Annotated in this window: 15 protein-coding genes; 6 read left to right on the top strand and 9 right to left on the bottom strand. The window is 71.7% G+C overall.

Annotated elements, in window-relative coordinates:
• Positions 1-231 precede the first annotated feature (231 nt).
• Both MED15_RS07325 and panB read left to right on the top strand, forming a co-directional pair.
• Positions 232-1989 (top strand): NAD+ synthase, encoded by a 1758-nt coding sequence (locus tag MED15_RS07325; protein WP_112582645.1) that lies wholly within the window; start codon positions 232-234, stop codon positions 1987-1989.
• 209 nt (positions 1990-2198) lie between these two features.
• Positions 2199-3044 carry a 3-methyl-2-oxobutanoate hydroxymethyltransferase gene (gene panB / locus MED15_RS07330; protein WP_112582644.1) on the top strand — a complete coding sequence of 282 codons (846 nt, stop codon included), beginning with the start codon at positions 2199-2201 and terminating at the stop codon, positions 3042-3044.
• 102 nt (positions 3045-3146) lie between these two features.
• On the opposite strand, the gene npdG is transcribed toward panB, so the two are convergent.
• From npdG to MED15_RS07350, 4 genes are all read right to left on the bottom strand, one after another.
• Entirely contained in the window at positions 3147-3845 is a 699-nt protein-coding gene (gene npdG / locus MED15_RS07335; protein WP_112735127.1) for an NADPH-dependent F420 reductase, read from the bottom strand.
• A 114-nt stretch (positions 3846-3959) separates the two neighbouring features.
• Positions 3960-5390, bottom strand: a complete 1431-nt coding sequence (locus tag MED15_RS07340; protein ID WP_112726059.1) for an RNB domain-containing ribonuclease — start codon at positions 5388-5390, stop codon at positions 3960-3962.
• A gap of 80 nt (positions 5391-5470) precedes the next feature.
• On the bottom strand, positions 5471-6304 hold the full coding sequence (locus MED15_RS07345; RefSeq protein ID WP_225855220.1) for a histone: 834 nt from the start codon (positions 6302-6304) through the stop codon (positions 5471-5473).
• 83 nt (positions 6305-6387) lie between these two features.
• The gene (locus tag MED15_RS07350) at positions 6388-6591 is read right to left on the bottom strand and encodes a hypothetical protein (RefSeq protein WP_091409533.1); all 204 of its coding nucleotides are present in this window, start codon (positions 6589-6591) and stop codon (positions 6388-6390) included.
• A gap of 175 nt (positions 6592-6766) precedes the next feature.
• Between MED15_RS07350 and MED15_RS07355 the strand changes: the two genes are divergently transcribed.
• The gene (locus tag MED15_RS07355) at positions 6767-7264 is read left to right on the top strand and encodes an NUDIX hydrolase (protein ID WP_112582642.1); all 498 of its coding nucleotides are present in this window, start codon (positions 6767-6769) and stop codon (positions 7262-7264) included.
• A 3-nt stretch (positions 7265-7267) separates the two neighbouring features.
• Here the strand turns inward: MED15_RS07355 and MED15_RS07360 are convergent, their stop codons facing one another.
• The 3 genes from MED15_RS07360 to MED15_RS07370 are packed head-to-tail and all read right to left on the bottom strand — an operon-like array spanning position 7268 to position 9619.
• On the bottom strand, positions 7268-8224 hold the full coding sequence (locus tag MED15_RS07360; protein WP_244220406.1) for a hypothetical protein: 957 nt from the start codon (positions 8222-8224) through the stop codon (positions 7268-7270).
• A 31-nt stretch (positions 8225-8255) separates the two neighbouring features.
• On the bottom strand, positions 8256-9323 hold the full coding sequence (locus tag MED15_RS33790) for a hypothetical protein (protein WP_208646590.1): 1068 nt from the start codon (positions 9321-9323) through the stop codon (positions 8256-8258).
• Positions 9284-9619: a PadR family transcriptional regulator gene (locus MED15_RS07370; protein ID WP_112735129.1), complete on the bottom strand. Its 336-nt coding sequence runs from the start codon at positions 9617-9619 to the stop codon at positions 9284-9286. The genes MED15_RS33790 and MED15_RS07370 overlap by 40 nt, the downstream gene beginning before the upstream one ends.
• A gap of 81 nt (positions 9620-9700) precedes the next feature.
• Here MED15_RS07370 and MED15_RS07375 point away from each other — a divergent pair, with 81 nt between their 5' ends.
• Positions 9701-10552, top strand: a complete 852-nt coding sequence (locus MED15_RS07375) for an endonuclease/exonuclease/phosphatase family protein (RefSeq protein WP_112735131.1) — start codon at positions 9701-9703, stop codon at positions 10550-10552.
• 57 nt (positions 10553-10609) lie between these two features.
• On the opposite strand, the gene MED15_RS07380 is transcribed toward MED15_RS07375, so the two are convergent.
• Complete coding sequence (locus MED15_RS07380) at positions 10610-11476, bottom strand: AraC family transcriptional regulator (protein WP_112735133.1); 867 nt, start codon at positions 11474-11476, stop codon at positions 10610-10612.
• Between the two features lie 144 nt (positions 11477-11620).
• Between MED15_RS07380 and MED15_RS07385 the strand changes: the two genes are divergently transcribed.
• Positions 11621-12265 carry a GrpB family protein gene (locus MED15_RS07385; RefSeq protein WP_167457619.1) on the top strand — a complete coding sequence of 215 codons (645 nt, stop codon included), beginning with the start codon at positions 11621-11623 and terminating at the stop codon, positions 12263-12265.
• Positions 12266-12303: 38 nt separating this feature from the next.
• On the top strand, positions 12304-12822 hold the full coding sequence (locus MED15_RS07390; RefSeq protein WP_112699545.1) for a hypothetical protein: 519 nt from the start codon (positions 12304-12306) through the stop codon (positions 12820-12822).
• Positions 12823-12952: 130 nt separating this feature from the next.
• Here MED15_RS07390 and MED15_RS07395 read toward each other — a convergent pair whose 3' ends face one another.
• Positions 12953-13852, bottom strand: a complete 900-nt coding sequence (locus MED15_RS07395; protein ID WP_208646591.1) for a hypothetical protein — start codon at positions 13850-13852, stop codon at positions 12953-12955.
• Positions 13853-13886 lie beyond the last annotated feature (34 nt).

A 13886-nucleotide genomic window follows, 5' to 3' on the forward strand; every position in this document is an offset into this window, starting at 1 on the left:
CCTGATCGCCCAGTGTTCCCGGGCCTGGTTACGCAGACGTTACGCGAACTGCCGCCGGCCGTCCCCTCGTGTCCCGCCCGGCGAGCGCGGGCCCCCACGGTGCCGCCGCGTCCGCTGTCAGGACGGCCGAGCTCCTGCCGCCGCGGCCTCGCGGGCGCCCGTCGCGGCGGGTGGCGGCAATCTCGTCGGAGGGTACGGATTGTCGCGACGAGGCTGGGGCAAGATGAAGGCATGCCCACCCTGCGTCTCGCCCTGTCCCAGGTCAACCCGAGCGTCGGCGACATCGCCGGAAACGCCGACCTGGTCCGCAGCTGGACTCGCCAGGCCGCCGATGCCGGTGCCCAGCTGGTGCTCTTCCCGGAGATGATGCTGACCGGGTACCCGGTCGAGGACCTCGTCTTCCGGCGCTCCTTCGTGGCCGCGTCCCGGGCCGCCGTGGAGCGGCTGGCCGCCGACCTGGCCGCCGACGGTCTCGGCGAGTTGCCGGTCGTGGTCGGCTACCTGGACGCCGACGGTCCGCCGCAGGTCAGCGGGGACGCCGAGCCGGGCCGAGGTGCCCGCAACGCCGCCGCGCTGCTGCACCGGGGCGTCGTGGCCGCCCGCTACTTCAAGCACCACCTGCCCAACTACGGGGTCTTCGACGAGGACCGGTACTTCGTCTCCGGTGACGAGCTGACAGTGGTGCGGATCGGCGGCGTGGACGTCGCGTTGACCATCTGCGAGGACCTGTGGCAGGCCGGCGGTCCGTTCGCCGCCGCCCGGAGGGCCGGCGTCGGCCTGGTCGTCAACATCAACGGCTCGCCGTACGAGCTGAACAAGGACGACATCCGGCTGCCGCTGGTCCGCCGCCGGGCCGCCGAGGCGGGCGCCGCCATCGCGTACGTCAACATGACCGGCGGCCAGGACGAGCTGGTCTTCGAGGGCGACTCGATGATCGTGAGCGCCGACGGTGAGCTGCTCACCCGGGCACCGCAGTTCGTCGAACACCTGCTCGTGCACGACGTCGAGTTGCCGGCCGCCGCCGGGCCGCCGACCAGCGAGACGGTGGCCGACGGCATGCGGATCGTGCACAGCACGGCGGACGGCATTCCGCCCACGCCGTCCGGCCCGGCCGCCACCGGCGGGCTGATCGAGCCGGTGGCCGACGAGGCCGAGGTGTGGCAGGCGCTGGTGCTGGGTCTGCGCGACTACGTCAACAAGAACCGGTTCCCGTCGGTGGTGCTCGGTCTCTCCGGCGGCATCGACTCGGCGGTGGTGGCGGCGCTCGCCGTCGACGCGCTCGGACCGGACCGGGTGGTGGGGGTGTCGCTGCCCAGCCAGCACTCCTCGGAGCACTCCCGGGAGGACGCCGCCGACCTGGCCAAGCGCACCGGCCTGGACTACCGCGTCGAGCCGATCCAGCCGATGGTCGACGGTTTCCTGGCCAACCTGTCGCTGTCCGGCGTGGCAGTGGAGAACCTGCAGGCCCGGGTCCGTGGCGTGATCCTGATGGCGCTGTCGAACCAGGAGGGCCACCTGGTGCTGACCACCGGCAACAAGAGTGAGCTGGCGGTCGGCTACTCCACCCTGTACGGCGACTCGGTGGGCGGCTTCAACCCGGTCAAGGACGTCTGGAAGACGCTGATCTGGCGGCTCGCGAAGTGGCGCAACAGGGACGCGGCCCGGCGCGGTGAGACCGCCCCGATCCCGGAGAACTCGATCGGCAAGCCGCCGAGCGCCGAGCTGAGCCCGGGCCAGCTCGACAGCGACACCCTGCCCGACTACGACGTCCTGGACCCGATCCTGATCGGCTACGTCGACGGCGACCTCGGCCGCGACGGGCTGGTCGAGTCGGGTCACGACCCGGCGATCGTGGACAAGGTGCTGCGGCTGGTGGATACCGCCGAGTACAAGCGACGGCAGTCGGCGCCGGGCACGAAGATCTCCATGAAGGCGTTCGGCCGGGACCGCCGTCTGCCGATCACCAACCGGTGGCGCGAGCACGGCTGAGCCGTACCCCTGGGGGTGCCGGGTCGGTGGGGCGGCCCGGCGCCGCCGGGCGGTGACCTCGCGGCGCGGTCCCGGGTGGCCAGGTGGGGCGGCCCCGCGCTGGTGGAGTGACATCTTGCACTGGGCCCTGCCGTCAGCCCGTCTCGCGGTGCGACGATCGCGACGGAACCCGGGGACCGCGCAGGCGGCCTCGAGGAAGGGAGACAGAGATGGTGGAGTCCACTCCGCACGAGGTGACCGCGTTGTACGGCGGCCCGGCCACCCGACGGGTCCGCACCCGCGACCTGATGGCCGCCAAGGAGCGCGGCGAGCGGTGGCCGATGCTCACCTCGTACGACCAGTACACGGCGTCGATCTTCGACCAGGCCGGTGTTCCGGTGCTGCTGGTCGGCGACTCGGCCGCGAACAACGTGTTCGGCTACGAGACCACCCTGCCGATCACCGCCGACGAGCTGCTTCCGCTGGTCCGGGCCGTGGTGCGGGCGACCCGGCACTCGCTGATCGTCGGTGACCTGCCGTTCGGCTCGTACGAGGAGGGTCCGGCCCAGGCGCTGCGTACCGCCGTCCGGTTCATGAAGGAGGGCGGCTGTCACGCGGTGAAGTTGGAGGGCGGCCGCCGCAACGCCGCACAGATCGCCGCGATCGTCGGTGCCGGCATTCCGGTGATGGCGCACATCGGTTTCACGCCGCAGAGCGAGCACACACTGGGCGGCTACCGCGTGCAGGGTCGCGGCGACGCCGCCGACGAGGTGCTGGCCGACGCGCGGGCGGTGGCGGAGGCGGGGGCCTTCGCGGTGGTGCTGGAGATGGTGCCCGGCGAGGTGGCCAAGCGGATCACCCACGAGCTGCCGATCCCCACTGTGGGCATCGGCGCGGGCCCGGACACCGACGCGCAGGTGCTGGTCTGGCAGGACATGGCCGGGCTGCGGACGGGCAAGGCGCCCCGTTTCGTCAAGCGGTACGCGGACCTGGCCGGCGCTCTCACCGACGCCACCCGCCGTTTCGCCGACGAGGTCCGCGGCGGCGAGTTCCCCGCCGCTGAACACACCTTCTAGGACCGGGCACGGCGTGATCCACTCGGTTTTGCCAAAAGCGGGGTGTCCCGGTGCCCGGGACACCCCGCTTTCATGAAACCGGAGTGGATCACGCCGCTCGGGTCAGAGATCGGTGACGCGGATGCCGGCGTGCGCCTTGTAGCGCTTGTTGATGGCGATCAGGTTGGCGGTGAACGCCTCGATCTGGTGGGCGTTGCGCAACCGGCCGGCGTAGATGCCCCGCATACCGGGGATCCGGGCGGCCAGCGCGCCGACGATGTCGACCAGCTCGCGGTCCTCGGTGCAGATCAGCACGTCCAGGTCGATCCGGTCGACCTCGGGGTCGGCCAGCAGCGGAGCGCTCACGTGGTTGAACGCGGCGCAGACCCGGGAGTCGGGCAGCAGCGCGGCGGCCTGCTGCACGGCACTGCCCTCGGCGACGGTCAGCGCGTACGGACCCTGCTTGTCGAAGCCGAGCGGGTTGACGCAGTCGACGACGATCCGGCCGGCGAGCGGCTCGGCGAGGGCGGCGACGGTGGCAGCGTGCCCGTCCCACGGCACCGCGATGATCACCACGTCGCTGCGTCGGGCCACCTCGTCGTTGGCCGCACCGGCGACGCTGCCGCCGGCCGGCACCCCGGGCAGGGCGGCGATCTCGGCCGCGGACTCGGCGGCCCGCTCAGCCGACCGGGATCCGATCAGCACCGTCTGGCCGGCCCGCGCGAACCGGTAGGCAAGGCCCCTCCCCTGGTCGCCGGTGCCGCCGATGATGCCGACCGTCAGCCCGGACACGTCGGGCAGCGTGCTCGCGTCGTATGCCATGGCCTCATCCTCGCAAACCGCTCGGCCGGTCAGCAGCGCCGAGCGCTGTGAGAATCCCCGCTGCACGTGAGCGACCGCGCCAGCGGGCGAGAACAGGGCCAGACGGCGGCCCGGTCAGGCCAGCTCGAACAGGACGGTACGGGCCGCCGGGTCGGCGGTGACCAGACGGACCCGGACCCGTTCGCCGAGCGGCAGTTGGCCGAGGCAGCGGGCGCGTACCGGCGGGGCGTCAAGCGCGACGGTGCCACCGGGCGGTCGGGGCCGGGACTTGCCATTGGGTGGGGCGTCGACGTCGAGGACGGCCGCGTCGAAGGTCTCGCCCACCCGGTGCTCCAGCACCGCCGCCTCGGCCAGCTCGACGGCGCCACGAGCGGCCGCCGAGGCGACCCGGTCGGTGCTCGCCATCACCTCGGGCAGCCGGGGCAACGCGGCACGGACCCAGTCGGGCACCGCCTGACCCGCGTGCAGGGCCAGGCAGACCTCGGTGGCGTACCGGTCGGCCAGCCGCCGAAGCGGGGCCGTCACGTGGGCGTAAGCGGCCGCCACGCCACCATGCTCCGGCTGCTCCGGCAGCTCCCCGTCGAAGGCGGTGTACGCGGCACCGCGCATCAGCTCGGCCGCCTGGTCGATGAACGCGGCGGCGCGCGGCTGGGCGGCGTCCAGACCGGCGATGACCTGCCCCGGGCCCACGTCGTCCGGCCAGTGCACGCCCAGCGGCGCGGCGGCGGCCCGGAGCCGCTGCACCGCGTCCGGCTTGGGCGCCGGCATCGTCCGCAGCAGACCCACCCGGCCGGCCAGCATGATGTCGGCGGCAGCCATCCCGGTCAGCAGGGAGATCTGCGCGTTGTGCTCTTCCATCGGCACCGGCGCGCGCAGCACCAGCCGCCAGCCCTCACCGTCGGGCTCCAGATCCTGCTCGGGCAGCGGCAGGTTGATGGCGCCCCGGCTCAGCCCACGGGCGGTCAGTCGGTCGCCGATCTCCGGCAGCAGCGCGATCGGGTCGGGTAGCCGCCCGGCCTCGGCTGCCGCCTGCACCCCGGTGTAGTCGAGTTTGGCGCGGCTGCGGACCAGGGCGCGTTCCAGCTCGACGGCCACGGTGCCGCCGTCGGCGTCCAGGTCGATGGTCCAGACCACAGCGGCCCGGTCGTCGTCGGGCAGCAGGCTGGCCGCACCCTCGCTGAGGGTGTGCGGGTGCAGCGGCACGTTGCCGTCGGGCAGGTAGATGGTCTGCCCCCGCCGCCAGGTCTCCGCCTCCAACGCCCCGCCCGGGGCGACGTGCGCGGCGACGTCGGCGATCGCGTACCGCACGCGGTAGCCCCCACCAGAGCGGCGGCTGAGGTGCATCGCCTGGTCCAGGTCCCGCGAGCTGGCGGGGTCGACAGTGACGAACGGTATGTCGGTGCGGTCGACGGGCGGCTGCGGCGGTGCCGCAGCCGCCTCGTCGGCTTCACGCTGGGCGTCGGCCGGAAACTCCTCGGACAGGCCGAGTTCGCGGCGCAACGCGCCGAAGTCGATGCGGGGCGCGAGTACGCGTCGGATGACCACGGGTCAATCCTGACAGCGCCACGGGTGATCCGCTTCCGGTGACCGGCCGGAAATCCGCCCGGTGACGGGATGCTCCCCGCTCAGCCGGTCGCCTTGCGGGCGGCGCTGCGGGCCCCCCTGGGAGCGGTGGCTCGGGCGGCGACCGGGCGTGCCGGAGTCTTGCGGGCGGTCACCTTGCGGGCCGGCGCCTTGGCCGCGACGGTCTTCTTCGCCGGGGCCTTCTTCGCCGCCGCCTTGCGGGCGGTGGTCGACGAGGTACCCGTCACCTTCGCGGCCGGGGCCTTCTTGGCCGGAGCCTTGCGCGCGCCGCCGCTGGGGCGGGTCGACGCGGTCTTCTTCGCCGCGGCCGTCTTCTTCGTCGCTGTCTTCTTGGCGGCGGACGCCTTGGTCGCCACCTTCCGCGCCGGGGCCTTCGCCGCGGTGGTGGTCTTGCGCGCCGAGGCCTTGGCGGCGGTGGTGGTCTTGCGCGCCGGGGCCTTCGCCGCGGTGGTGGTCTTCTTCGCCGCCGCGGCGGTGGTCTTCTTCGCGGCGCCCACCGTCTTCTTCGCCGTACCGGTGGTCTTCTTCGCGGCGGTGGTGGTCTTGCGCGCGGTGGACGCCGGGGCCCGCTTGGCGGCGGTGGTCGTCTTGCGGGTGGTGGCCGAGGCCTTCGCGGGGGCCTTCTTGGCCGCGGCGGTGGTCTTGGTCGTGGCCTTCTTCGCGGGGGCCTTCGTGGCCGCCGTGGTGGTCTTCCTGGCCGGGGCGCGGCCCGCCCCGCCGGCGGCCTTGCGGGCCGGTGCCTTCGCGGCAGCCGTGGTGGACTTGCGCACGGGGGTGGTCCGGCTCGCCGCCGTGTTCCGCTCCGCCGCGGCGGTCTTCTTCGCGGTGGTGCGTCGGGCGGCCGGGCGCTTGGTGGCCTGCTGTGCTTCGGCCATCGTGGTTCCCTCCTCGGGGGACGTGCTCTCGCGTGCGTCCTCGCGGAGCACGAAATACCTCGGCGCGAGCCGTCCCGCGCCGCCTATCTGTCGTCCCCGGCCCAACGAGCGTCCTCGGCATCCCACGCCTCGTTCCGCTCCTGCACTCGTTGCAGGGCGTTCTCCGCGTCGGCCGCCGAGTCGTACGGGCCGAGAACGTGCTTCGCCGGACACACGTTGGAGTCCGTCTCGACCCGGTGATGCCGGGTGCACCAGTAGAACTGCCCACCACGTCCGCTGTCGCTCATGGGAATCACTGTGCACCGCGAACCGGCCGGCCGCCACCGGATCGCACAAGTCGCCGACGATCTCCACAGTAGATATGCATTGCGTTCGTCGGGGCGGAACGGCGAAACGCGTGGGACTGGAACACCAGAAGATGCGCAGGTGAGCCTCGCTCCAGGGCACATCTATGATCGCCGGATGGCGATTCCGGACTACATCGTGGGGTTGCGCAAGCACGTCGGTCACGACCTGCTGTGGCTGCCGAGCGTCAGCGCGGTGGTCCGCAACGACGCCGGTGAGCTGCTGCTCGGCCAGCGAGCCGACGACGGGCGCTGGTCGGTGGTCAGCGGTTTCGTCGAGCCGGGCGAGCAGCCGGCCACCGCGCTGGTCCGCGAGGTGCGCGAGGAGACGGGCCTGGAGGTGGCGCCGGTGCGGATGTCCAGCGCCGTGTCGCACCCGCACACGTACCCGAATGGGGACCGCTGCGACTACCTGAACCTGGGGTTCCTGTGCCGGTTGGTGGCCGGCACCGCCCGCGTCAACGACGACGAGTCGCTGGCCGTGCGGTGGTTCCCGCTGGACCGGCTGCCCGAGCTGGACAAGCACGCCCTGTTGGTCATCGCGTACGCGTTGCGCGAGAACCAGCTGGCCGGTTACCTGGAGCCGGGTACGACGTGGGACGACGTACCCGACTGAGGTTCACACCGGGGTCGGCGCGAGAGCGACCGTCTCGGCGGGGGCCGACCGGGCCGCCCGGATGGTGTACGCGAGCGCGTACGGCGTGCAGGCCAGGTAGAACATCGGCTCCAGCAACAACTGGTCGGTGATCAGGAAGATCTCCCACGACGTGGGGCGGGGCAGGCCGAAGTTCCAGTCCGTCCAGCAGACCAGGAGCCACAACGGCGCGGAGATCCGGTCGACGCTGTCGGGTGTCATCGGGTCGACCGGACCGGCGCCGGGCCCCGGAATGGTCTGGAGCACGAAGAGAATCACGGCCAGGTCGGCCGCGACGAGCGCGCCGACGAGGCCAACCAACCAGGCGACCCCAACCCGACCCCGGGCGGCGAGGCTCGCCGCAGCCCAGAGGGCCAGCGTCAGGCCAGCCAACCAGAGCAGCACACCGGGTACGAAGCGGCCGAGGACACTGCCGTTGATGACGGACATGAGCCCGAGTGCGGCCACACCGACGGGGAGCACCACGCCGAGCGCGATACGCAGCGGGCCCTGCAATGCGGTGTGCCGGGCCGACCGTGACGTGTACTTCGCCAACAGCACGGCGAAGCCGACGGTCAGCGTCGACCAGAGCGGCAACTGCGCCGCTGTCGACCAGCTCACCCGCATCGACAGCACGTTGTAGACCTGACTCATGGCCAGCGCGCTGACGACCACGATCCCGGCGCAGGCGAGCGGGGCCAGTAGCAGGGCGGCGGCGGTGCGGCGGGCCCGCCGATGCATCATGCTGCGGTCGAGGAGTGGGGCGCCGGCCCGGCTCACGGCCAGGCTCATGGCGAAGCCGACCATCTTCGTCCAGCGACCGCTCTCGGCGAGGACGTGCAGCTCGGCGGCCCATTCGCGGCGCAGGTCGTCGCGGACGTCGGTCGGCCAACGGCGCGCGGCCAAATCCAGCAACAGCTCGGCGATCCGACGGGTCACCATGGCGGCGCTCCGGCGTTTGCTCGCGTCGCACTCACCCGTTCGCCGATCGGGTGCCCCGATGGGGCTTTCCGCTCGCCTTGTACGTCCAGCCCGTGTCGCTGCGCGTCTGGACCAGAGCGACCGGCGCGGTCGGCGCGAACCGGGCCGCCCGGATGGTGTACGCGAGCGCGTACGGCGTGCAGGCCAGGTAGAGCATGGGCTCTATCAACACCCGGTTGGTGATCAGGAAGATCTCCCACTCGATCGGCCGGGGCAGGCCGAAGTTCCAGTCCGTCCAGCAGGCGAAGAGCCACAGCGGCGCGGAGATCGGGTCGACGCGCTCCCGTGCCTCGATCGTCGGCCCAGCGCCGAATCCGGCGGGGTACGCATCGACGATGACGAGGATCACCGCGAGGTCCGCGGCGACGAGTGCCCCGAGGACGCCCACCCACCAGGCGGCGCGGACGCGACCCCGGGCGGCGAGGCTCGCCGCGGCCCAGAGCGCAAGGGTCAGGCCGGCCAACCAGAGCAGCAGACCGGGTACGGCGTCGGCCAGGCCCTCGGCGTTGACGACGTACCTGAAGTTGACGACGTACACGAACAGGATGACGGCCGTACCGACCGGGAGCACCACGCCGAGCGCGATACGCAGTGGGCCGCCGAGTGCGTTGTGCCGGGCCCAGCGGGCGGCGAACACCGCCAGCACGACCGCCAGCACGATGGTGAACGCCGCCCAGATCGGCCTCTGCGCCCGCTCCACCCAACTCGCCCGCACCAGCAACGAGTCGACGGAGAACAGCGCCAACACACCGAGGGCCACGATCCCGACGCAGGCGATCGGGGACAGCAGTAGCGCGGCGACGGTGCGGCCGGCCCGACCGCGCATCACTGTGCGGTCGACGATCGGGGCGCCGGCGCGACTGAGGGCCAGGCTCGCCGCGAAGCCCACCATCGTCGTCCGGCGGCCGCTCTCGGCGAGCACGTGCAGCTCGGCGGCCCACTCGCGGCGCAGGTCGTCGCGAACCTCGGCCGGCCAGCGACGCGCGGCCAACTCCAACAGCAGCTCGGCGACCCGGCGGGTCACCACGACGGTGCCCCGGTGGGCTCGGCGCCGCCCCACGAGCGACGGCCACCGTCGGGGATCGCTGCCCGCAGGTCGGCGAGCGCCTGGCGGGCCTGCGTCACCCCGACGGCGGTCAGTCGGTAGTAGCGCCGGGCCGGGCGGCCGGCCGCGACGGGGTCGATCGCCTCCCAGTCGGCGGCCAGCCAGCCGGCCCCCTGCAACCGGTGCAGCACCGGGTAGAGGGTGCCGCTGGGCAGGCCGGTCAGTCGCATCAGGTCGAGCCCGTAGCGCTGCTCCTCGGGTTCGGTGAGCAGCGCCGCGAGCACCTTCGCGACCGGAATGGTCATCCGCATCCGACCACTGTATCGGAACTCTACATAGGGGTGGGGGATGTCGGGGTTCCACCGTGGCCGGCGCGGGTAAGCACCAAGGGCATGACGACGGACGACGAACCCGCCGGGCTGCGGGTGCTGACCCTCAACCTGCTCGCCCCCGAATTCGCCGACTGGGAGAGTCGCCGGGCCGTCCTCAAACCGGGCCTGCCCCGCCTGCGGCCGGACGTGGTCGCCCTTCAGGAGACCGTCTGGGGCAACGGCTACGACCAGGCGGTCGACCTGCTCGGCCCGGACCTGCACGTGGTACGCCACGGCGGGCGCTCCGCCGACGGGGTCGGCGCCGCACTGGTCAGCCGCTGGCCGGTCGGGACCGTCCGCGAACTCGACCTACAGGTGACCGAACGGGTCGACATGCCCTGGTCGGCGGTGGTCGTGGCGGAAATAGAGGTGCCACCGCCCATCGGCACCGTGCTGGTCGCCCACCACAAACCCACCTACCAGTACGGGTACGCCCACGAGCGGGAGTTGCAGGCCGTCCGGTCCGCGACCTTCATCGAGACGCTGCTGGCCGGACGGGACCTGCCCGTCGTCCTCGTCGGCGACTTCGACGACGACGCCGACTCCGCCAGCGTGCGCTTCTGGCGCGGCAAACAGTCGCTGCACGGGTGCAGCGTCGCCTACCAGGACGCCTGGGCAACGGTGCACCCGGACGATCCCGGGCACACCTTCACCCCGCGCAACCCGTTGGTGCGAGCGGGCACGATGCCACTGGAGACGGGACGTCGGATCGACTACGTCATGGTCCGCTGCGGCCCCCACGGGCCGAACCTGGCGGTGGCGGACTGCCAGCGGGTCTTCGACGAGCCGGTCGACGGGGTCTGGGCCAGCGACCATTTCGGCGTACTCGCGGACCTGCGGCTGCCCGACCATCCGCCGGGCCGCTGGCGGTGAACGGCAGGCCGGGCAGGCGCCGGGCCGACGTTGCGCACGTCGACCCGGCGCCGCAGCTCAGGACGGAACCCGCTCCACCGGGATCCACAGCTCGGCGTCCGCCTGGGTGCCGTCCGCCGACACCCGGACCCGGGAGATCTCCGGTCCAGGTCGGCTGCGGTACGGGTTGGACGGAAACCACTGGGTGAACACGTCACGCCACAGGTACTGCACCGCCTGCGGAAACGCACCGGAGGTGGTGAACACCGCCCACGACCCGGCCTGCACGAGCAGCGCGTCCAGGTCCTCCGGCGGCGCGGCGCTGGTCACCACCCCGTGCCAGTAGTCCAGCTCGGTGCCCTCCTGCCGACTGTCGGCGAGGTTGTCGCTGACGTTGACGATTCCCTTCGGCTCCTGATCGGAGAGCGCCTCGATCCGCTCGGTCGTCTCCTTGTCGATGCTCCGGATGAACGCGACGATCGCCGGGTTCATCCCCTCGTGCACCAGCGGGACCCGGGCCTTGCGCCCCACCAGCGCGAACGCGTCCTTGTCGACGATTCGGTACTCCATGCTGCCGCTCCCTTCGACTGTGAGTCGGAAGGACATCCGGGGCTGGGCGCGCAGCGCTGCCCCCGTACGCCGGGCTTCTCCGGGCCCCACGCCGTGCACGGCGTGGAACGCCCGGGCGAACGCCTCCGCCGAGCCGTAGCCGTAGTGCACCGCGACGTCGAGCAACGTCCGCTCCCCCGCCAGCACGTCCGCACCGGCGACGGTGAGCCGACGCCGCCGGATGTACTCCGACAGCGGCATTCCGGCCAGTGCGGAGAACAGCCGCCGGAAGTGGTACTCCGACGTCAGCGCGATCCGCGCCAGCTCGGCCACCTCGATCTTCTGGTCGAGGTGACGCTCGATGTACGCCATGGCCTCGTTGAGCCGATCCAGCACCCGGGCCTCCTTCCCTTTCGAGTACCGACGCTAGGTCGCGGGGTCGGTCGCCCACCCGACATCCGATGCCCGCATCGGTCGGGTGCGGCCGCACCGGTCGTCGTGTCGTAGCCTGGCGGACTTTGCTTCCCGAGGAGGTTGGACGTGGCCGAGTATCCGCAGAACGTCGTGCAGCGCTTCCACGGCACCCCCGAACAGGTCGACGCCGGCCTGGTGGGCGAGCCGCCACGGACGTGGGAGTCCATCGTCATCGAGGAGTACGACAGGGCCTGGGCGCAGCGGTTCATCGCCGTCCGGTCGTCGCTCACCGAGGCGCTGGGTGCTCTGATCATCTGTGTGGAACACGTCGGGTCGACGGCGGTGCCGGGGCTGGCCGCCAAGCCCGTCATCGACGTCGACCTCGTCATCGGGGACACCGCCGAGGAGTCCGGCTATCTCCCCGCCCTGGAACGGCTCGGGTACCGGCTCGTCCTTCGGGAGCCCTGGTGGCACGGGCACCGGATGCTTCTCAGCCCCGCCGAGGACGTCAACCTGCACGTCTGGCCGCAGGGTGCGCCGGAACCGGTCCGGCACCTGCTGTTCCGCGACTGGCTGCGCTCGCATCCGCACGACCGGGAGCGGTACGCCGCGACCAAGCGCCGCCTCGCGCGGGACACCGCGCACCGGCCCCGCGACTACAGCCTGGCGAAGAACGACGTCATCGACGAGATCTACGCGCGCATCTTCGCCGCCTCGGCGTCAGCAGCCAAGGCCGAGCAGCCGGGCGGAACCACCCGGGCCGACGGTTGATAATCCTGGCGGTCACTCTGCCGGAAAAGGGGTCTTCAATGGTGCGATGGCATTGGGTCGTCGGGGTGGTGGCGGCGGCGATGCTCGCTGGTTGTGACACCGACGCGAACGCCCCTGTCGACGCCGCGCTACCCCGCGGGGAGAGCCTCGGCGAGCTGCGTCAGCAGGCACGGGAGGCATTGGCCCGGTACGACCAGGCCGTCATCGACGCAGGTGGCGCTGGCGCCGTCACCCCGACACCACCACCGTGGAACTCCCCGCCGGGCATCGCCATTGAGTCGGCGACCACAACCGGGGCCGGTACGCAGCTGACCGTCGACTTCACCGGCGCCTTCGGGCCGGCGACCCGCGGCTGTGGCGCGGACTACCACGCGGAGTCGGTCGAGTCGGCCAACGCCGTCGTGGTCATCGTCATCGCGCAGCACCACAACAGCGGCGAGGTGTGCACCCTTGCGGGCTTCCGGCGTACCGCAACCCTCAATCTGGCCCAACCGCTGGGCAGGCGGCCGGTCCTCGAGATACGCCAGGGGCAACCGGTCCCGCTCACCCTCAGGTGAGCGCTATCAGCGTGTTCGGCGCGGACGGCCGCAAGTAGATCTTGGACAGTTTCCGTCATCAGCTAACGGAAACTGTCCAAGATTCGGCCGTAAACCGGGGATGTGAGCTGCCAGCGACCATCCGGATTCGTCAGGAACAGTCGAAGCGGTAGTCGAACGGCCTGGTGGGGCAGGTCGTGCAGACAAACAGGTAGATCCCGCCGACGTCACCCAGCATGAGCCCGCTGGGGTTCTGGATCGTCCACCACGGGTGATCGTCGGTGGTGGCCGTTTCCCAACCGGCCATCGCCGGACGATCCTCTACTGGGATCCATCTCTTCTCGTCACCGCGGCTGAACTCCCAGCTGGCCACCGTCAGCAGATGGTCCATGGACGAGCCACACTCGCAGACCGGCCAGTCCGGAGACTGCGTCCAGCCGGGGTAACCGCCGACCTTGATCCCCGAGGCGACCGCCAGATCGCCTTCGTAATTCCAACCGGTCTCCTGCGTCACCCGCCTTATCGTGTCCTCGATCTGCGGCCAGACGGCACGCGGGAGGTCCCAGGATGGGTACTCGGTAACCCGCTCCGGGTCGAGCACACAGCGGCGGGGGACGTGCGATGGATCTGACTCCACATCCGGTACGGGCATTTCCTGAAGCTGGGCACCGATGTCGGCGCGGCGACGCCAGCGCAGTTCGGGGCGAGGTGACGTCCACGGTTCATGCTCGAATGGGCACCACAACACCTGTAGGACGTCCGCGCCGGCCGGGAACGGCACCTCAGGCACGTCCTCGGCCAGCAACTGCACCACCGGCACCAGCGGCGCCGCCGGTTCACCCGGAGAATCGAGGTAGTGGTCGCCGGGCTCCGGTCCATCGCACATCGGCCAGGCTTCGTCGGCCGGCCACAGCAGCGGGCCGCCCACCGAACTCTGCTCCGCTGTCGGCGCACCCGGGCGGGGATGCAACCGGACGGTCGTCCGCGCCAACGGCGCAACCGCCGGAAAGATCTGTGGCACGTCGATGGGGCTGGAAGGGGTGGTGTGCACGCCGCCGATCGTAGGAGGCGCGCAATCAGCGTTC

The organism is Micromonospora noduli (genome assembly GCF_003264475.1).
Lineage (GTDB): Bacteria > Actinomycetota > Actinomycetes > Mycobacteriales > Micromonosporaceae > Micromonospora > Micromonospora noduli.

Excerpts from the sequence above, each read along its gene's own strand:
- MED15_RS07325 (WP_112582645.1), top strand. The coding sequence starts at position 232 with ATGCCCACCCTGCGTCTCGCCCTGTCCCAGGTCAACCCGAGCGTCGGC.
- panB (WP_112582644.1), top strand. The coding sequence starts at position 2,199 with ATGGTGGAGTCCACTCCGCACGAGGTGACCGCGTTGTACGGCGGCCCG.
- npdG (WP_112735127.1), bottom strand. The coding sequence starts at position 3,845 with ATGGCATACGACGCGAGCACGCTGCCCGACGTGTCCGGGCTGACGGTC.
- MED15_RS07345 (WP_225855220.1), bottom strand. The coding sequence starts at position 6,304 with ATGGCCGAAGCACAGCAGGCCACCAAGCGCCCGGCCGCCCGACGCACC.
- MED15_RS07350 (WP_091409533.1), bottom strand. The coding sequence starts at position 6,591 with ATGAGCGACAGCGGACGTGGTGGGCAGTTCTACTGGTGCACCCGGCAT.
- MED15_RS07355 (WP_112582642.1), top strand. The coding sequence starts at position 6,767 with ATGGCGATTCCGGACTACATCGTGGGGTTGCGCAAGCACGTCGGTCAC.
- MED15_RS07360 (WP_244220406.1), bottom strand. The coding sequence starts at position 8,224 with ATGGTGACCCGTCGGATCGCCGAGCTGTTGCTGGATTTGGCCGCGCGC.
- MED15_RS07370 (WP_112735129.1), bottom strand. The coding sequence starts at position 9,619 with ATGCGGATGACCATTCCGGTCGCGAAGGTGCTCGCGGCGCTGCTCACC.
- MED15_RS07375 (WP_112735131.1), top strand. The coding sequence starts at position 9,701 with ATGACGACGGACGACGAACCCGCCGGGCTGCGGGTGCTGACCCTCAAC.
- MED15_RS07390 (WP_112699545.1), top strand. The coding sequence starts at position 12,304 with ATGGTGCGATGGCATTGGGTCGTCGGGGTGGTGGCGGCGGCGATGCTC.